The following is a 15,741-nucleotide window of genomic DNA, read 5'->3' as shown; positions in this document are numbered from 1 at the left end:
CCATGCGGAAGACACCTTTGCTGGCGGCGCTGCTGTGCACCGCCCCCTTTTCGGCGGCCTTGCACGCAGAGACGGTGAACGGGCTGCGTTCGCCGGATGAATTTGCCCATATCGAGGATGAAGCCGCACGCTCCGCCGCGATCTTCGAGGAGATGCTGGTGGTGATCCAGCACCCGCGGTGCCTCAACTGCCATCCGGTGGGCGATGCGCCGCGGCAGGGGATGGAGATGAGTGAACACCAGCCGCCGGTGGTGCGGGGCGATGCCGATTTCGGCGCGCCGGGGATGCGCTGCACCACCTGCCACGGCAACGAGAACATCGCTTATGCCGCGGGCGGCGGGTCGATCCCCGGGCATGAGCCCTGGCAGCTGGCACCGCTGGAGACCGGATGGATCGGCAAGAGCGGCGCGGAGATCTGCGCCCAGCTCAAAGACCCCGAGCGCAACGGCGGCCGCACCATGGCCGAGCTGCACGAGCACAATGCCGAAGACGGGCTGGTCGGCTGGGGCTGGCACCCCGGCGAGGGCCGCGAGCCGGTGCCCGGCAGCCAGGAGGTCTTTGGCCAGCTGACCCAGGCCTGGATCGACACCGGAACCGCCTGCCCAGAGGCCTGAGCCCGGCGGCAGTCAAGGAGCGGGTCCCGCGCCGCAACGCCCGGCGCGGGGCTATCGCGTCTCAGAAGGTGCCTTGCGCCAGCATCGCATCCGCCACCTTGCGGAAACCCGCGATATTGGCGCCCTTGGCGTAGTCGATGCCGTCCTTGCCCTCGCCCGCCCCGGCGCAGCGCTCGTGGATGTCTTCCATGATGTCTTCCAGCGCCTCGGCCAGCTCCTCGCAGCTCATCGACCGGCGGCTCTGGTTCTGGCTGATCTCCAGCCCGGAGACAGCAACCCCGCCGGCATTGGCGGCCTTGGCCGGCGCAAAGAGCATGCCGCTGTCCGCGATTTTCTTCTTGGCATCGGGTGTCAACGGCATGTTGGCGCCTTCGGCCAGCGCCACGCAGCCGTTTTTCAACAGTTTTTCCGCATCCTCGGCGCCCAGCTCGTTCTGGGTGGCGCAGGGCAGTGCAATGTCGCACTCCACGCCCCAGGGGGTGCTGCCCTCCTGCCAGTCGGCGCCGAACTCCTTGGCATAGGCCTCCAAGCTGCCGCCTTTCTCCGCCTTGAAATCGCGCACCCAGGCCAGCTTCTCGTCATCCAGACCGTCCTTGTCGTGGATGAAGCCGCGGCTGTCCGAGAGTGTGAGCACCCTGGCACCGCGGCGCAGGGCCAGCTCGGCCGCGTGGGTGGCGACATTGCCCGCGCCGGAGATTGCCACGCGCTTGCCCTCCAGTTGCTCGCCGTGGCGCTCCAGCATGTGGCCGAGGAACTGCACCACGCCATAACCCGTCGCCTCGGTTCGCATTTCCGAGCCGCCATAGCTTTCGCCCTTGCCGGTGAGCGCGCCCTGGAATTCATTGGTGATGCGGCGGTAGGCGCCGAACAGCCAGCCGATCTCGCGCGCACCGACGTTGATGTCGCCCGCGGGCACATCGGTATTGGGGCCGATGTAGTGATGCAGCGCAACCATGAAGGCCTGACAAAAACGCATGATCTCCCCTGGCGAGCGCCCCGAAGGGTCGAAATCCGCCCCGCCCTTGCCGCCGCCCATCGGCAGGCCGGTGAGGGCGTTCTTGAAAGTCTGCTCGAAGCCAAGGAACTTGAGGATCGACAGATCGACGGTGGGATGGAAGCGCAGCCCGCCCTTGTAGGGGCCGATGGCAGAGTTGAACTGCACCCGGTGGCCGCAGTTCACCTGAACGCAATTGTTGTCATCCACCCATTCGACCCGGAAGCTGATCACCCGGTCCGGCTCCACCAGGCGGCGCAGCAGGGCGGCATCGCGGTATTCGGGCGTGTCGTTGATGATCGGCAGGATGTCCGGCACCACCTCGCCCACCGCCTGGTGGAAGGCCTCCTGCCCCGGGGTGCGGTCCTTCAGCTCCGACAGGAAGCTGTCGAAGTCGGTCTTGTTGCTGCTCATTGCGGGTATTCCTTCACTTGCAGGACGAGGTCAGCTGCCCCAGCCGTTCGGTCAGTTTCATGTTCTCGCTGTAGTCCACCGGCACCGCGACCAGCGCCGGGCCGTCATGGGCAAGCGCGGCGCGCAGAGTGTCCTGCACGTCTTCGGCGCAGGTGCAGAGATCGGCCTTCCAGCCGAAGCTGCGGCCCAGCTGCACCCAATCGGGATTGGTGAAAGACAGGTCGGTGTGACGGCCGAATTCCTGCTCCTGTTTCCAGGCAATGAGCCCGTAGCCCTTGTCCTCCCAGATCATCAGGGTGATATCGGCGTTGAGCCGGGCCGCGGTTTCCATCTCCTGCACATTCATCAGGAAGTCGCCGTCACCGGCGAGGCCCAGCACTTTGCGGTCCGGGCAGCTCAGCGCCGCGCCGATGGCGCCGGGCAGCGGCATGCCCATGGAGCAAAAGCCGTTGGAAATGATGCAGCTGCCCGGTTCCTGCGCCTGGTAGTGGCGGGCCACCCACATCTTGTGGGCGCCGACGCCGCTGATCAGGATGTCGCCGGGGCCGAGACAGGCGCGCGCATCATGGATCAATTTCTGCGGCTTCACCGGGCCCTCGCCAGCTTGGTCCGCGTAAGCGGCGAATTCTTCCTGCATAGTCTCCCGCAGCTTGCGCTGGCCTGACAGGTCATAGTCAAAAGAGGCGCCGCGGGCGCGGTCTTCCAGCCCGGCCAGCGCCTTGGCCGGATCGCCCACCACCTCCACCGAGGGGGTATAGTGGCGGTCGGCCTCGGCCGGGATCGTGCCGATATGGATGATCTTCGCAGTGCCCGGGCCGTTCCAGCTTTGCGGCGGATATTCCACCATGTCGTAGCCGACGGTCACGATCACATCGGCGCGTTCCGCCACCGGCACCGGGTGGTCGCGCTGGCCCATGCCGATGGTGAAGAGGCAGCGCGGGTCGTCGGGCGCGAGCGCGCCCTTTGCCATGAAGGTCATCAGCGCGCCAATTCCCGTTTCTGCGCAAAAGGAGCGCAGCGCCGGGCTGGCGCCGGTGCGGATAGTGCCGTTGCCCGCGATGATCAGCGGAGAACGGGCGTCTGCGAGGATCTCCCATGCCTCGTCCAGCGCTGCCGGGTCAGGCGCGGGCAGCCGCACGGACGTGCGTGGCAGCGGCGTGGCAGAGGTCTCCGCCGCGGCCACATCCTCGGGCAGTTCCAGCAGCACCGCGCCGGGCACCTCGGCCTCGGCCAGTTTCACCGCCTTGCGGACGATCTCCGGCACCGCGCCGGGGGACAGGATCGCCTGCGACCACTTGGTGACCGGGCGGAACATCGCCACCACGTCGATGATCTGGTGGCTTTCCTTGTGCAGACGGGAGGTCGCGCCCTGGCCGGTGATGACCAGCATCGGGGCGTGATCCAGATCGCCGTCCGCCACGCCTGTCAGCAGGTTGGAAGCGCCGGGGCCCAGCGTGCCGAGGCAGACACCCACGGTGCCGGTCAGCCGCCCGTGCAGCGCCGCCATGAAGGCCGCGCCCTGCTCGTGACGGGTCAGGACGAATTCGATGGAGGAATCTTCGAGGGCCATCATCACGGCGGCGTTTTCTTCGCCCGGCACCCCGAAGATGCGCTTCACGCCTTCGGCTTCCAGACACTGCACCATCAGCTCTGCCGCGTTTGTCATCTTCGGCCCCTCTTCCTTCCCGTGATCACGGAGAGGGAACGTGGGCAGATATCCGCCGGTTCCGCCGCATCACGAAAGCGTAAACCTGCGTGAGCGCGGAACGCGGAAGCGCTGACCTCGGAGGCGCGCAACGGCGAAAGCGCGGAAAAACGGGAACTTTTGCCTGGCTGCCCGGTTGGTTGGGTACAACATGCAACCACAGACGAAAGGAGATGGCATGCTCTATTGGGCACTGGTTTTTCTTGCCATTGCCATCGTCGCGGGGATCTTCGGGTTCAGTGGCGTTGCGGCAGCCTCGGCCGGGATAGCGCAGATCCTCTTCTTCGTGTTCCTGGCCCTGTTTGTCATTGCACTTCTGCTCCGCCTGATGCGTGGCGGCCCGCGGCGATAACGGAGACGGGCGGCGGCCGCGTGCCGCTGCCGCCCCCTCCCGCCCTGTCCAGCAGCGGTGCGGCGCACCGGCCGGAAACACCGCCAGAAAAGGCGAGGAACCAGACCGCCGCACACCGCGTTATTCCTGCAACTCTTCAATCGAAATCTGAGAAATTAAAAAAAGGAGCCCGTCATGTCCGACGCACTTTCCACCGTCCCGAGCGACAGCGACGTCGATACCGGAGTCCGCGATACCGCCGCGGTTGCGGGCGGTCTGGCCGATGTGCTCGCCGATACCTACCGGCTGGTATTCAAGACCCACGCCTACCACTGGAACGTGGAAGGCCCGGTGTTCTACTCCATGCACAAGCTGACCGAAGAGCAGTACGAGAACATGTTCACCGCCGCCGACACCCTGGCCGAGCGCATCCGCGCCCTTGGCCATCTGGCGCCGTCGCGGATGGACGAGATTCTGAACCGTTCCAAGATCGAGGACGCCGAGGGTGAGCTGAACGCAGAGCAAATGGCGCAGGACCTGGTAAAAAGCCACGAGCGGGTTGCGCGCCGGCTGCACGCGCTGGCCGCGCTGGCCGCCAAGCACAAGGACATCGTGACCGAGGATCTCGCGGTGGCGCGCTCCGCTTTCCACGAACAGGCGGCATGGATGCTGCGGGCCCTGAAGAAGTCCTGATCCAGCTGCTCCCCATCTGCCGGCCTGCGCTCCTCCTCCCGTCTCGCAGGCCGGCGGCGGACCCGGTCCGTGTATTGGTCCACGGCCCGGGTCTATTTTTGCGGGGAGATGCCTTCAACCCGTCCAGCACTCCAAAGCCCGTAAGCGGCAAGCCTCGGGCCGGCGGCGTCCGCAGGGGCGGGCCGGACAGAAGCGGCTGGCAGTCTACCCAGACCAAGTTCAAACTTTGTTTCGAGCGCTGCCCCGCCTCGGCCAAGCCGCCGCCGCGTGGCGCGCCCGTGATGCGTGGCGGCCTGCCGGGCCTGTCCCGCGGCGGAAACGGCGCAAAGCAAAACGCCGGCCCGTGAGCGGGGCCGGCGTTTGCAGTTTTCAGGCGCTGCGGCGGCTGCCGTGCAGCCCCGCGCGGGTGTCAGCCCGTGGCTTTCAGCGTCTCGGTCGAGGAGAAGAACATTGCCTGGCTCACCGCCGAGCGCACCTGCTCTTCGGTATAAGGTTTGGAGATCAGGAAGGCCGGCTCCGGCCCTTCGCCGGTCAGCAGCCGCTCGGGGTACGCGGTGATGAAGATCACCGGGCGGTCGCCATGTTCGGCAAGGATGCCGTTCACCGCGTCGATGCCGCTGGAGTTGTCGGCCAACTGGATGTCCGAGAGGATCAGGTTGGCGGGCTCCTGGGCGGCCAGCTTGCGGGCCTGGGTTTCGGTGCGGGCGATGCCGGTGATCTGATGGCCCATGTCGGCGACGATCGCCTCCAGGTCCATCGCGATGACCGCCTCGTCCTCGATGATCATCACCTTGCCCACAGTGGCGCGCGACATTTCCTCGTAGGCGATGGAGATCAGTTCGGACGCCTCGTCCTCGTTCACGTCCATGATGACGCCGGTTTCCGCCGCGCTGAATTCCTCGATCGTGTGCAAAAGCAGCGCTTCGCGGGTGTTCGGCGTCAACCGCCGCAGATGCGCCTGTGCCTTTGCCGCCAGACCCGCCTCGTCCGCGTCGTCGCTGACATGCGCCCCCGCGGAAGTCCAGATCGCATGGAACACCCGGAACAGCGCCGCCTTCGGGGCCAGCCCGCTGTCATATTCTCCCTCCCCCGAAAGGATCGCCTCCAGCGAGGCGATCGCATATTGGTCGCCGCTGCTCTGGCTGCCGGTCAGCGCCCGAGCGTACCGGCGCAGGTATGGCAGGTTTGCCGCGATCTGGCTGGCAATCACGTCTCCCGTCTGAACGGTCATTTGTCGTTGTCCCTTTTTTTGGCATACACATGGAACTATACGCGCCTTTCGGCGTTTGGTTCCAGAAACCTCACAAATAAAACGATGCATCACATGAAACAATCCTCTCAACAACGCGCCCATGCGCGCGACAAGGCGCTGGACCGGGAGATCGATGAGAACCTGAAAAAGGCCTTCGATCAGCTCGCCAGCGAGCCGGTGCCCGACAAGTTCACCGAGCTTCTGAAGCAGCTAAAGGAAAAGGGCCCCGCCGCCGCTGCCGCCAATGCGGCCACGCAGCAGCCCGAAAAGGAGGGCAAACCGAATGGTTGAGTCCCTTGATCCGCGTGACGATCTTGCCAACCACCTTGGCGCCCTGCGCGCCTTTGCCATCAGCCTGACCCGCAACAGTGCCACGGCCGATGACCTCGTGCAGGACACGCTGGTCAAGGCCTGGACCAATATCGACAAGTTCGAGCCCGGCTCCAACATCCGCGCCTGGCTGTTCACCATTCTGCGCAACACCTATTACTCGCTGCGCCGCAAGCGCAAACGCGAGGTCGAGGATGCCGACGGCTCGCTCGCGGCTACGCTGTCGCAGAAACCCGACCATGACGGCCGCCTGAACATGCGCGACTTCCACGTGGCCTTCCGCCAGCTCAACGATGAGCAGCGCGAGGCGCTCACGCTGGTCGGTGCGGGCGGCTTTTCTTACGAGGAAGCCGCCGAGATGTGCGGTGTCAAGACCGGCACCATCAAGAGCCGGGTCAACCGCGCCCGCGCCCGGCTCACCGAACTGATGCACCTGGACGAAACCGGCCAGATCGAACTCACCGACAGCGTGACCGCCGGTATTGTCAGTAATACAAGCGCCGCATGATTCAACTCCGCCGTTCCTTTTCGGGCAGCCTGCTGGTCCGCCTTGCAGGGCTGATGACCCTCGCGTTGCTGCCGCTTGGCCTGATCGCTCTGTATCAGACCAATGCGGTGGTCGCCGAGGCCAGCCGGCTGTCGCATGCCTCGCTTCTGGACCGCACCCAGCGCGCCGCCGCGCGGGAGCGCGAACTGCTGCACCGCGCCGGCGGCGTGACCGAGGGGCTGGCGGCGCTGATCCTGCCGTTCACCGGCGATCAGGGCGCCTGCTCCGAATTCCTGCAGGCCTTCACCCAGAAGGAAAACCCTTTCACCTTTGCCGCCTTCATCGGGCCGGACGGGCAGATGAACTGCACCTCTAACGGGGTGAAAGGGGACGTGTCGCAGGAATGGTCGTTCCTGAAGGCCCAGACCGTGAACGGGCCGAGCTTTGCGGTGGATGCCAATATCTCCGGCAGCCCCACCCCGCAGCTTCTGGCCACCAGCCCGGTGCGCCAGTCCGGCACCATCGCGGGCTATGTTTCGATCGCTGTGCCGCACCGGATGGCCAGCGCGCCCGGCCAACCCGGCGTTGTCAGCGGCATTCAGTTCTCCACCGTCGACAGCCAGGGCGACATCCTGTTTTCCAGCCTGCCGGCGGAGGACGCCAGCCTGACGTTGCCCTCCACCGTGCCCCGCCGCGAACTGCTGCAGCGCACGGGCGAAACCTTCTATGGTGACTCCCATTCCGGCAACCCGCGGTTCTTTGCGGTCAGCGCCATCATCCCCGGCCAGGTTGCAGTGATTGGCAGCTGGCCGATGGAAAAGGCAATGTCGATGACCGGCAACCCCGCCTCCTTGATGACTACGGCCTTCCCGGTGCTGATGTGGCTGGCGGGAATCACGGTTGCGGTCTTTGGCCTGCAGCGCCTGGTGGTGCGCCACCTGAGCGCGCTGCGCACCGCGATGCGGCGCTATGCGCTGGGGGAACGCGCAGACGCACGGCTGGAGCTCAGCCACCCGCCGCGCGAATTCGAAGAGGCCCAGCAGTCCTTCAACCGCATGGTCACGATCCTGAGCGAGGCCGAACGCCGCCGCGAGCAGGATTTGGTGGAAAAGACGGTGCTGCTGCGCGAGGTGCACCACCGGGTGAAGAACAACCTGCAAATGATCGCCTCGATCATGAATATGCAAAGCCGCAGCGCCCACTCGATGGAGGCGCGCAACATGCTGGCGCAGCTGCAGCGCCGGGTGCGCGGGCTGGCCACAATTCACCGCAGCCTCAACACCAACCCGGACATCACCACCGTCGACAGCCGCGAGCTCATCAACGGGCTGGTGGACGAGATCGGCTCGATCAATCCCAGCCATGGCCCCGGCGTGGAAATCGGCCGCGACGTGATCGAGGCGCCCTTGTCGCAGGACCAGGCGGTGACCCTGTCGATGCTGTTCTCCGAGGCGATGACCAACGCGGTGAAATACGCAGGCAAACCCGATGAGGGCCCGGCCAGGATCACCGTCAGCCTGCATCTCGCCGATGCGGACACGCTGGAGCTGGAGATCTGCAACACCAAGGGCGAACGCGTCTTCGAAACCGTGGACGAGGACATGGGCAGCGGGGTCGGCACCCGGCTGATGAAAGCCTTCACCACGCAGCTGGACGGCGAGGCCAGCATCCTCGATACCGAAGACTGCTATTGCTACCGGCTGCGCTTCCCGGCGCCGCCGGGCACCGGAGCGTCGATCACGGCCTTGCGGCCGAGGCAGGGAGACCATGCATCAGAACCCGCAGCATGACCAAGCCCGGGCGGCATCAGGGGCTGCGGAGACCGTGGGGGCCGACTTCGAGGTCCTGATCACCGCCGGGGAGGCTTGGCCCGCTTTTGAACGCGCGGTGCTGGCGGCCCGCCGGGAGATTTCCGCCAGCTTCCGCCTGTTCAACTTCACCACGGAACTGCTCAGCCCCGAGGCGCGCGCAGTCGGCAGCACCTGGGCCGACCTGGTTGCCGACGCCCTGCGCCGCGGTGTGCGGGTGCGGCTGGTGGTCAGCGACTTCGACGCGGTGATGGCCGCCCCCCTGCATGCCGCGGCGCAGAAGACACTGGCCCAGGCAGCGGCGCTGACAGCGGAGCTGAGCGCCGATGAAGCGGCGCGGCTGTCGGTCTCTGCCTCGCTGCATCCGGCACGGGCCGGGATGCTGACGCGGCTGGTATTCTCGCCCTTCGTGCTGGGCAAGCTGCGCCGCCTGCCGCATCGGCTGAGGCCGCGCGGGGTCACCTACGGGCCGCCCAACCTGCACCCGGTCTCGCACCATCAGAAGGTCGCGGTGATCGACCGCGAGGTGCTGTATATGGGCGGGCTGGACCTGAACCGGCGCCGCTATGACACGCCGGAGCACGACCTGCCCGCACATGAGACCTGGGCCGATGTGCAGCTTCTGGTGCGCGGTCCGGAAGCCGAGGAAGCTGCACGTCACCTGGACCAGTTCCTGGACGAGATCGCGGGGAAGCGGCGGGCAGAGACCGGCGGCGCCGTGCGCCGCACCCTGTCGGCGCCGCGGATAACACCCTGGGCGCTGTCGCCGCGCACCCTGCTGAAGGAGATCGAAACGGACCACCTGGCCGCTTTCGAGCGCGCCGAGAAGCTGATCTACCTGGAAACCCAGTTCCTGCGCTCCAGCAAGATTGCCCGCGGGCTGGCGCGTGCGGCGCGGCGCAATCCCGATCTGTCGCTGATCCTGGTCCTGCCCGCCCTGCCCGAGGATGTCGCCTTCGAAGACAACCGCGAGCTGGACGCGCGCTACGGCATGGCTTTGCAGGCAGACGCGCTGAACAAGGTAACCCGTGCCTTCGGGGCGCGCGCCTGTATCGCAAGCCCCGTGCAGCCGCGGATGGCAGCGCGGGAGACACCCGCGGTGCTGGCAGGCTCGCCGGTCATCTATTTGCACAGCAAGGTGCTGATCATCGACGGCAGCTTCGGGGTGGTCGGCTCGGCCAATCTGAACGGCCGCTCGATGCGCTGGGACACGGAATCGGCGCTGCGGCTGACCCAGCCGGAGCGTGTCGCGCTGCTGTGGCAGCGGCTGGCATGGCACTGGTGGCGCGAGGATTTGCCGCCGGAGGCGCATCATCCCGCCAGCGCCTCCGCCTGGTGGCAGAAGGAAGTGCGCCGCAACGGCGTGCGCCTCCCCGAAGCGCGCCGCGGCCTCCTGGTGCCGCATGACCCCGAGCAGATGGCGGACCTGCGCCAGCCCCTGCCGGGCGCGCCGGAAGATATCGTCTGAGCCGGATCTGCCCGCGGTCAGCCGTCCGCTGGGGGCCGTGGCGGCCCGTGCGGCGGCGGCGGGGTCAGCATCCGGCCGCTCCACAAGAGCACCGGCAGCGCCACGATCGCCCCCACAGGCCCCCAGATCCACAGCCCGAAGATGATCGCCAAGAACACCCAGAGAGGGTTCAGGTGCAGCTGGCGGCCAACGAAGGCGGGGGTGACAAACTGAGACTCCGTCAGGTTCAAGAGCACAAAGAGCCCCAGCGGCAGCACCGCCTGGAAGCCGTTGAACTGGGTGAGGCCTGCGACGGCCAGCCCGCCCATGATCAGGAACGGCCCTAGGTAAGGAATGAAGTTCAAGAGCGCCGCCGCCAGCCCCCAGGCCCAGGCGCCCGGGACACCCAGCGCTGCAAGCCCCGCTGCCGCCGTCAGCCCCAGCCCGGCATTCACCGTCGAGATCGCGGTGAAATAGCTTGCCACCGCGCGCTCGGCCAGGAACAAGCGGCTGGCGTAGGGGCCCGCGGCGGCATAGAGCTCGTTGCGGGTCAGCACGAAAAAGAACAGCGTGCCCACAAAGATCAGCAGCTGCGCGCCGAAGTTTGGCGCCAGCCACAGCGCGTCCACCAGCGTTGGCAGCGCGGTCTCTTCCCCGCGCGCCGCTTTGGCGCCGGTCTGACCCACGGTCTCTTCCAGCTCGCTGCTGATCGCCTCGATGCCGCGCAAAACGCCGGAGAGCATCTCCACCCAGCCGCGGATTTCGGCCTTGATCACCGGCAGCTGCGCCACCAGGGCCGAGATCAGCGGGTCGAGCGACAGCACCAGAAGCGCCAGCAGCAGCACCGACAGCACCAGAAGCCCCGCCGCCGTCGCCACCCGCGCGACGCCCAGCCGGTCGAGCCGGTCCGCCAGGGGCGAAATCACGATACCCATCACCACGGCAAAGACCACCGGCGCCAGCACCGGCTTGGCAAAATGAAGCGCAGCGGTGACGGCGATCAGGGTGAGGACGAGGGTCATCGCCCGCATCGCCCCGCTGCTCAGCACCACGGACATCAGCTTGGCGTCGTCCGGGCCTTCCGCCGCGGCGGCGTCGGCGCTTGGTTTGGTCACGTCCTGCATTTACACCCCTCCAGGCATGGATGAGCGGGCCGCGCACTGTAGCGCCTGCCCGCTGAATCTTCGGCCGCTGTTAGCCCGGCCGCGGTATGGCCATGAGGAGCGGGCGGGAGACGGGCCCGCAGCCCGCCCGAAGCCTGCCTGGTGCAGCCCCGTCACTTCCGGGTTTTCGCACCCGTCCGGCCCGCCGGAGCGTTGCGCTGCCAGAAGATCCGCACCGCCTCCAGGGACGCGCGGGCGGCGTCGGCAAAGCGTTCCGGCACCTGGCCTGCGGCCTCCAGCGGGTGCGCTGCCCGGGGCAGTGCCACAGCCACGGCGCGCGCTTGCGGCTGGCCAGGGCGGGCGGTGGCGCCAGGCAGCCGCTGGCGGGTGGGGAATTGGGCGGGCACGGTGGGTTTCATTTCTCTGTCTCCCGTTGAAAGGGTGGATGTGTATGAAACGCGGGTTGAGGCGCTTTGGTTCCTGCCGCGCAGGGCCTGCGGAGCAGGAACCGCCGCCCCTTTCGCGCGTTGAGGCTGTGGGAAGGGCTGCATGCGCAGCACCCCTGCCGCCGCCCGCGTCTGCGCGGGCGCCCAACCCGGAATTTCTACACATCAATGAGGTGAGACATGGCCCGCCAAACCGAAACCCAGGAAGACGCCAAGCAGCAGCTGTGGACACAGCTTTCGCGCGGGCGCACGTCGATGCTGGCGGTGACCGGCAGCGGCCAGCACCCGCAGCCGATGACGCATTTTGCCGATGAAGACAGCGGCGCGATCTGGTTCATCACCTCCTCGGACACCGACCTGGCCCGGGCCGTCGGCACCGGCGGGCGGGGCGAACTGTGCTTCGTATCCTCGAACCAGGATTATTACGCCAGCATTGAAGGCGCGCTGGTGGCGAGCCAGAACGACGCCAAGCTGGACGAATACTGGAGCGTGGCCGCCGCCGCCTGGTTCGAGCAGGGGCGCGAAGACCCCAAGGTCACGCTGCTGAAGTTCACTCCCGCCGAGGCCGCGGTCTGGGCCAATGAGAGCAGCGCCGTTCTGGTCGGCCTGAAGCTCTTGCGCGCCGGGCTGCAGGAGGGCGGGAGCAAGCCTGACATAGGTGTGCATCACGTGCTGCAAATGAACCAGGACTGACCGCCCCGCCCCGTTCCACGGGCAAAGCCGCGCCGGTCAGCCCCGGCGCGGCTTTTTCATACGGTGTATGGGCGGTCGGCAGACACAAAGGCATACTGCCAGAAGCGGGTGGCCGCGCGGGACGCGCGGGGGCGATCCGAAGGGGCGTGACAGGTATGTCTCCCGGCCAAGCCCGTGCTTCCATTGAGGGCGCGCCCAGCCGTTGCCAAATACCCCCACAGCAGGAGGCGAGCCGCGGCGATACGCGGCGGCCTGCCGGACTTGTCCCGCGCCGGAGCACAATCCGCTGCGCGCGGAAGCGCGCCAGCACGGTTTACGGACAGTCCCAACCAAAAACGGCACCCTGAAGGATGCCGTCCGCGAAAGGTAACGGGCGAGGGCCCGCGTCTCAGGCCCGGCCGCGGGCAGATTTCGGGCCAAACAGCAGCCAGCAGATAAAGCCGAGGATCGGCAGGAACAGCACGAACAGCACCCAAAGCACCTTGGCGCCGGTGCCTGCCCGTGAGCCGATAATGGACACGATCGCCCAGATCGACAGCACCAGAACGATGAAACCGCCAATACCTGCATATTCGGACATGAACAAAACCCTTTCTGTGCTGCGCGTCTTGCGGGCGCCGGGGCGGCTTGCGAACCGCGCGGCTTGAAGAGAAACGCACCTGCGCGGCGATTGGTTCCCGGTGCGGCGCGGGTGTTTCGGGTCTCAGCCTTGCCCGCTGCGCCAGCCTTCTTTCAAACAACAAGGGAAGGCTTGGCAGCTGCCCGGCCTGCCAAGCCTTCCCAATGGTCCCGGAGACGGGGTGCGAACCTATTGTGCTTCCTGGGACTCTTCCGTGATTTCATTGCCGAGGTTGGACACATCGCGCCCGAAGCCTTCGGTTGTCTCACAGGCGGCCAGGCCTCCGAGCATCAGCAGTGCAACAATGATACGCATAACGCGGTCTCCTTACTTCAGTTTCGAAGCGACGTTCTCGGCAAAAGCCCTGATCATCGCGTGGTAGAAGATGTCGCTGTCCACCGTGACGACGCTGACATCGGTGCCGGCCGGGAAGTAGGCATTGACCTGGTCGGCGGTCACGGTCAGGTCATAGCGCAGGTCCTCGGAAGCATCCGGCATGTCGATATCGACATCGCCCTTCAGCTGCCATTCACCCACGCCCAGCGCCCGCTCAAAGTTGTCCGCAAGGGCGACAGAGTCGATTTCGATCTTGATCTCGGCAGCGGCCTCCTCTTCGGCGCCCTCGGCGGCGATCTGGCCCGCAAGCTCCTTGGCCAGAGCGGTTTCGAGGTCGGCCTCCAGGCTGCCCCAGACGCTGGCGGACTGGTAGCCGCTGATCGAGGTGAGGTCGGCGTCGACGTCGATTTCGGCGACTTTCGGAGCTGCTGCAGCGGCGGTGGCGACGGCGGCGGCAAGAATGGTCGTACGGATCAGATAGGGCATGGGTTTCTCCTTTTCCACTTTTCTGTCCCTCGCGGGGGATCTGAAAAAGTAACGTTTCAAAGACCCGGCTGGTTCCCCTAGGTGCCTGAAAATTACCATAAAAATAAGGATCTCGAGCCATTTTCCACAGCCCTGCCGCCAGACGTGAAAAGACCGGGTTTCCCGCAGGAAACCCGGTCTTGGTGCCGCCGTGGCAGAACGTTTGGCAGTTTATTCAGCCGGTACGAGGCAGGAACCCGGCGTCAGGCAATTGCAAACGGGGGCGGCATTTGAAGGGGACGGAACGGACCCCTTCAAACTCTTTCAGATGCGGGGCTTAGGAGCCTTCGTACTCCGGCAGAGCTTCCATCTGCTCTTCCGTCATCATGATGCGGACGCGAATGTCGCCTTCCACGTCGGTGATCTCGACATCGTCCATCGTCAGCTTCACGGGCTTTTCGCCGATGCCCAGGAAGCCGCCCAGGTCGACAATCACGCCGTCGACGCCGCCATCGGCGGTCAGCACCACATCGGAAACCTCGCCCACGTGCTCATCGTTCGCGTCGTAGGCGCGTGCGCCGGTCAGGGCTTCGGCGGTCAGGTCTTCCGTTGCCACCACATTGGCGGAGGCTTCGGCAGAGACGTCTGCGTCATCCATCACTTCGCCGGTCTCGGCCGCGGTCTCGTCCATGGCCTCGCCGGTTTCAGTGGCGGCTTCGTCCATGGCTTCCGAGGTCTCGCCTACCATTTCATCGGTGGCGGCTTCGGCTTCGTCCATGGCCTCCTCAGCCCCGGCTTCCGCGCTCTCGGCGGCATCCTCCGCGGCGGCCTCGGCGCTTTCAGCAGCGCTCTCGGCGGCTTCGCCGGTTTCCTCCAAAGCCTGCTCGGCTTCGGTTTCCATCTCGGTTTCAGCGGAGCCGTTCATCTCGGCGCCAGCCGCGGCATCGCCCTCGGTGCCGGCCGGAATCTTGATTTCCGCCGACGCGTCGCCGGATACATCCGTTTCCGTGCCGGCCGCAAAGGCGGGAACAGCAGAGGTGATGATCAGCAACGAGGTAGAAAGCAAAAGATTCTTCATCGGTTCGTTCTCCTTCAGGTGCGCACCGCAGCGCGCTTGAGCTACACCGTGACAACGTGCCCCGAGCGAACTTGGTTCCTGCGGTTGCGATTTTTTTTTGCGATCACTTTCCCCGCGCGCCTGCGTCCGGCAGCGCCTTCCGGTCAGCTGCTTGCCCGGGCGGCGCGGTCCGGGGAGGCCGCGGCCCGCGCCGCAGGTCAGACTTCCAGCGACACCCAGAGAACCTTGGCGTCTTCCTCGCTGATCGACACGCAGCCATGCCCCATGCCGCTGTCGTAATAGACCGAGTCGCCCGCCGCCATGCGCAGCGGCCGGTAATGTTCAGTGTAAAGCATCAGCTCGCCGCTGAGGACGAACATGAACTCCTCGCCGCGGTGGCGCACCCAGCTGTCAAAGTCGCTCACGTCGCGCGCCTTGATGGTGCTGATGTAGGGCACCATCCGCTTGCTGGTCAGCTCGTTGCACAACAGCTCGTGGTCGTAAGTCGCGGTTTCCTTGTGCTCGCCCAGGCCGGTGCGGGTGAAATCCCGGCGGCCGGAGATGCCGCTTTGCGCCGACTGCAGGAACAGCTGCGGAGTCTCCAGCTCCAGCGTCTGCATCAGGCGGCGGATGATGTCGAAGCTGGGGCGGGTCTGGTTGTTCTCGATCTTGGACAGGGTGGAGCGCCCGATCGCCGCTGCCTTGGCCGCTTCCTCCAGTGTCAGGCCCTTCTCCTTGCGGGCATCACGAATCATCTTGCCGAGAATTTCGCCATCCGGCGCGTCCGCCATGCCGGGCGGCAAGCTTTCATCTTCTGATTGAATGGGATCCATGCGCTCAATTTCTCTGTTGCGTGAACAGCTTAGCCGCGAGGCCGGCTCCCGTCAAAAAAATTCCCGATTCACTTCATGAGTTGATTATAGGGAAGAAGTTTCCTATAGGGAACA

18 protein-coding genes are annotated in these 15,741 nt (G+C 66.0%); 8 read left to right on the top strand and 10 right to left on the bottom strand.

All coding sequences use genetic code 11. The features are described 5' to 3' along the window. Positions 1–2: 2 nt before the first annotated feature. Entirely contained in the window at positions 3–614 is a 612-nt protein-coding gene (locus tag ACOHX0_RS00705; protein WP_420674697.1) for an Isoquinoline 1-oxidoreductase subunit, read from the top strand. 61 nt (positions 615–675) lie between these two features. Here ACOHX0_RS00705 and gdhA read toward each other — a convergent pair whose 3' ends face one another. Both gdhA and ACOHX0_RS00695 read right to left on the bottom strand, forming a co-directional pair. After that, positions 676–2,022 carry an NADP-specific glutamate dehydrogenase gene (gene gdhA / locus ACOHX0_RS00700; protein WP_420674696.1) on the bottom strand — a complete coding sequence of 449 codons (1,347 nt, stop codon included), beginning with the start codon at positions 2,020–2,022 and terminating at the stop codon, positions 676–678. A gap of 13 nt (positions 2,023–2,035) precedes the next feature. Further along, the gene (locus ACOHX0_RS00695; protein ID WP_420674695.1) at positions 2,036–3,688 is read right to left on the bottom strand and encodes an acetolactate synthase large subunit; all 1,653 of its coding nucleotides are present in this window, start codon (positions 3,686–3,688) and stop codon (positions 2,036–2,038) included. 217 nt (positions 3,689–3,905) lie between these two features. Between ACOHX0_RS00695 and ACOHX0_RS00690 the strand changes: the two genes are divergently transcribed. Both ACOHX0_RS00690 and ACOHX0_RS00685 read left to right on the top strand, forming a co-directional pair. After that, complete coding sequence (locus ACOHX0_RS00690; protein ID WP_420674694.1) at positions 3,906–4,079, top strand: DUF1328 domain-containing protein; 174 nt, start codon at positions 3,906–3,908, stop codon at positions 4,077–4,079. A 174-nt stretch (positions 4,080–4,253) separates the two neighbouring features. Next, positions 4,254–4,751: a Dps family protein gene (locus ACOHX0_RS00685; RefSeq protein ID WP_420674693.1), complete on the top strand. Its 498-nt coding sequence runs from the start codon at positions 4,254–4,256 to the stop codon at positions 4,749–4,751. A gap of 409 nt (positions 4,752–5,160) precedes the next feature. Here the strand turns inward: ACOHX0_RS00685 and ACOHX0_RS00680 are convergent, their stop codons facing one another. Next, positions 5,161–5,982: a response regulator gene (locus tag ACOHX0_RS00680; RefSeq protein ID WP_420674692.1), complete on the bottom strand. Its 822-nt coding sequence runs from the start codon at positions 5,980–5,982 to the stop codon at positions 5,161–5,163. A 93-nt stretch (positions 5,983–6,075) separates the two neighbouring features. Here ACOHX0_RS00680 and ACOHX0_RS00675 point away from each other — a divergent pair, with 93 nt between their 5' ends. The 4 genes from ACOHX0_RS00675 to ACOHX0_RS00660 are packed head-to-tail and all read left to right on the top strand — an operon-like array spanning position 6,076 to position 10,096. Continuing rightward, the gene (locus ACOHX0_RS00675; RefSeq protein ID WP_420674691.1) at positions 6,076–6,294 is read left to right on the top strand and encodes a NepR family anti-sigma factor; all 219 of its coding nucleotides are present in this window, start codon (positions 6,076–6,078) and stop codon (positions 6,292–6,294) included. Beyond that, on the top strand, positions 6,287–6,841 hold the full coding sequence (locus ACOHX0_RS00670) for an RNA polymerase sigma factor (RefSeq protein ID WP_420674690.1): 555 nt from the start codon (positions 6,287–6,289) through the stop codon (positions 6,839–6,841). Before ACOHX0_RS00675 ends, ACOHX0_RS00670 begins: the two co-directional genes overlap by 8 nt. A gap of 53 nt (positions 6,842–6,894) precedes the next feature. Then, positions 6,895–8,610: a sensor histidine kinase gene (locus tag ACOHX0_RS00665; protein ID WP_420674689.1), complete on the top strand. Its 1,716-nt coding sequence runs from the start codon at positions 6,895–6,897 to the stop codon at positions 8,608–8,610. Continuing rightward, positions 8,588–10,096, top strand: a complete 1,509-nt coding sequence (locus ACOHX0_RS00660) for a phospholipase D-like domain-containing protein (protein WP_420674688.1) — start codon at positions 8,588–8,590, stop codon at positions 10,094–10,096. The genes ACOHX0_RS00665 and ACOHX0_RS00660 overlap by 23 nt, the downstream gene beginning before the upstream one ends. Positions 10,097–10,113: 17 nt before the next feature. Here ACOHX0_RS00660 and ACOHX0_RS00655 read toward each other — a convergent pair whose 3' ends face one another. Beyond that, complete coding sequence (locus tag ACOHX0_RS00655) at positions 10,114–11,199, bottom strand: AI-2E family transporter (protein WP_420674687.1); 1,086 nt, start codon at positions 11,197–11,199, stop codon at positions 10,114–10,116. A 152-nt stretch (positions 11,200–11,351) separates the two neighbouring features. Beyond that, a complete protein-coding gene (locus ACOHX0_RS00650) occupies positions 11,352–11,597 on the bottom strand; it encodes a hypothetical protein (RefSeq protein WP_420674686.1) in 246 nt (81 codons plus the stop codon). A gap of 207 nt (positions 11,598–11,804) precedes the next feature. Here ACOHX0_RS00650 and ACOHX0_RS00645 point away from each other — a divergent pair, with 207 nt between their 5' ends. Beyond that, complete coding sequence (locus tag ACOHX0_RS00645) at positions 11,805–12,317, top strand: pyridoxamine 5'-phosphate oxidase family protein (protein ID WP_420674685.1); 513 nt, start codon at positions 11,805–11,807, stop codon at positions 12,315–12,317. A gap of 388 nt (positions 12,318–12,705) precedes the next feature. Here the strand turns inward: ACOHX0_RS00645 and ACOHX0_RS00640 are convergent, their stop codons facing one another. The 5 genes from ACOHX0_RS00640 to ACOHX0_RS00620 all read right to left on the bottom strand — a co-directional run bounded on the left by ACOHX0_RS00640 (position 12,706) and on the right by ACOHX0_RS00620 (position 15,627). Next, on the bottom strand, positions 12,706–12,897 hold the full coding sequence (locus tag ACOHX0_RS00640; protein ID WP_420674684.1) for a PLD nuclease N-terminal domain-containing protein: 192 nt from the start codon (positions 12,895–12,897) through the stop codon (positions 12,706–12,708). Positions 12,898–13,125: 228 nt separating this feature from the next. Further along, positions 13,126–13,251, bottom strand: coding sequence for an entericidin (locus ACOHX0_RS00635; protein WP_420674683.1), 126 nt, complete (start codon positions 13,249–13,251; stop codon positions 13,126–13,128). A gap of 12 nt (positions 13,252–13,263) precedes the next feature. Next, the gene (locus tag ACOHX0_RS00630; protein ID WP_420674682.1) at positions 13,264–13,758 is read right to left on the bottom strand and encodes a hypothetical protein; all 495 of its coding nucleotides are present in this window, start codon (positions 13,756–13,758) and stop codon (positions 13,264–13,266) included. A 316-nt stretch (positions 13,759–14,074) separates the two neighbouring features. Continuing rightward, positions 14,075–14,815, bottom strand: coding sequence for a PRC-barrel domain-containing protein (locus ACOHX0_RS00625; protein ID WP_420674681.1), 741 nt, complete (start codon positions 14,813–14,815; stop codon positions 14,075–14,077). 197 nt (positions 14,816–15,012) lie between these two features. After that, the gene (locus tag ACOHX0_RS00620) at positions 15,013–15,627 is read right to left on the bottom strand and encodes a helix-turn-helix domain-containing protein (protein WP_420674680.1); all 615 of its coding nucleotides are present in this window, start codon (positions 15,625–15,627) and stop codon (positions 15,013–15,015) included. Positions 15,628–15,741 lie beyond the last annotated feature (114 nt).

It is taken from the genome of Cribrihabitans pelagius (assembly GCF_048820915.1).
Lineage (GTDB): Bacteria > Pseudomonadota > Alphaproteobacteria > Rhodobacterales > Rhodobacteraceae > Cribrihabitans_A > Cribrihabitans_A pelagius.
Note: the sequence above shows the minus strand (reverse complement) of the source record. Positions and strands in the feature narration are given on the sequence as shown.

Bases quoted from the DNA above. Each gene is read 5' to 3' on its own strand.
- ACOHX0_RS00695 (WP_420674695.1), bottom strand. From the start codon at position 3,688: ATGACAAACGCGGCAGAGCTGATGGTGCAGTGTCTGGAAGCCGAAGGC.
- ACOHX0_RS00690 (WP_420674694.1), top strand. From the start codon at position 3,906: ATGCTCTATTGGGCACTGGTTTTTCTTGCCATTGCCATCGTCGCGGGG.
- ACOHX0_RS00675 (WP_420674691.1), top strand. From the start codon at position 6,076: ATGAAACAATCCTCTCAACAACGCGCCCATGCGCGCGACAAGGCGCTG.
- ACOHX0_RS00660 (WP_420674688.1), top strand. From the start codon at position 8,588: ATGCATCAGAACCCGCAGCATGACCAAGCCCGGGCGGCATCAGGGGCT.
- ACOHX0_RS00670 (WP_420674690.1), top strand. From the start codon at position 6,287: ATGGTTGAGTCCCTTGATCCGCGTGACGATCTTGCCAACCACCTTGGC.
- ACOHX0_RS00635 (WP_420674683.1), bottom strand. From the start codon at position 13,251: ATGCGTATCATTGTTGCACTGCTGATGCTCGGAGGCCTGGCCGCCTGT.
- ACOHX0_RS00645 (WP_420674685.1), top strand. From the start codon at position 11,805: ATGGCCCGCCAAACCGAAACCCAGGAAGACGCCAAGCAGCAGCTGTGG.
- ACOHX0_RS00665 (WP_420674689.1), top strand. From the start codon at position 6,895: ATGACCCTCGCGTTGCTGCCGCTTGGCCTGATCGCTCTGTATCAGACC.
- ACOHX0_RS00705 (WP_420674697.1), top strand. From the start codon at position 3: ATGCGGAAGACACCTTTGCTGGCGGCGCTGCTGTGCACCGCCCCCTTT.
- ACOHX0_RS00620 (WP_420674680.1), bottom strand. From the start codon at position 15,627: ATGGATCCCATTCAATCAGAAGATGAAAGCTTGCCGCCCGGCATGGCG.
- ACOHX0_RS00655 (WP_420674687.1), bottom strand. From the start codon at position 11,199: ATGCAGGACGTGACCAAACCAAGCGCCGACGCCGCCGCGGCGGAAGGC.
- ACOHX0_RS00640 (WP_420674684.1), bottom strand. From the start codon at position 12,897: ATGTCCGAATATGCAGGTATTGGCGGTTTCATCGTTCTGGTGCTGTCG.
- ACOHX0_RS00630 (WP_420674682.1), bottom strand. From the start codon at position 13,758: ATGCCCTATCTGATCCGTACGACCATTCTTGCCGCCGCCGTCGCCACC.
- ACOHX0_RS00685 (WP_420674693.1), top strand. From the start codon at position 4,254: ATGTCCGACGCACTTTCCACCGTCCCGAGCGACAGCGACGTCGATACC.
- ACOHX0_RS00650 (WP_420674686.1), bottom strand. From the start codon at position 11,597: ATGAAACCCACCGTGCCCGCCCAATTCCCCACCCGCCAGCGGCTGCCT.
- ACOHX0_RS00625 (WP_420674681.1), bottom strand. From the start codon at position 14,815: ATGAAGAATCTTTTGCTTTCTACCTCGTTGCTGATCATCACCTCTGCT.
- ACOHX0_RS00680 (WP_420674692.1), bottom strand. From the start codon at position 5,982: ATGACCGTTCAGACGGGAGACGTGATTGCCAGCCAGATCGCGGCAAAC.
- gdhA (WP_420674696.1), bottom strand. From the start codon at position 2,022: ATGAGCAGCAACAAGACCGACTTCGACAGCTTCCTGTCGGAGCTGAAG.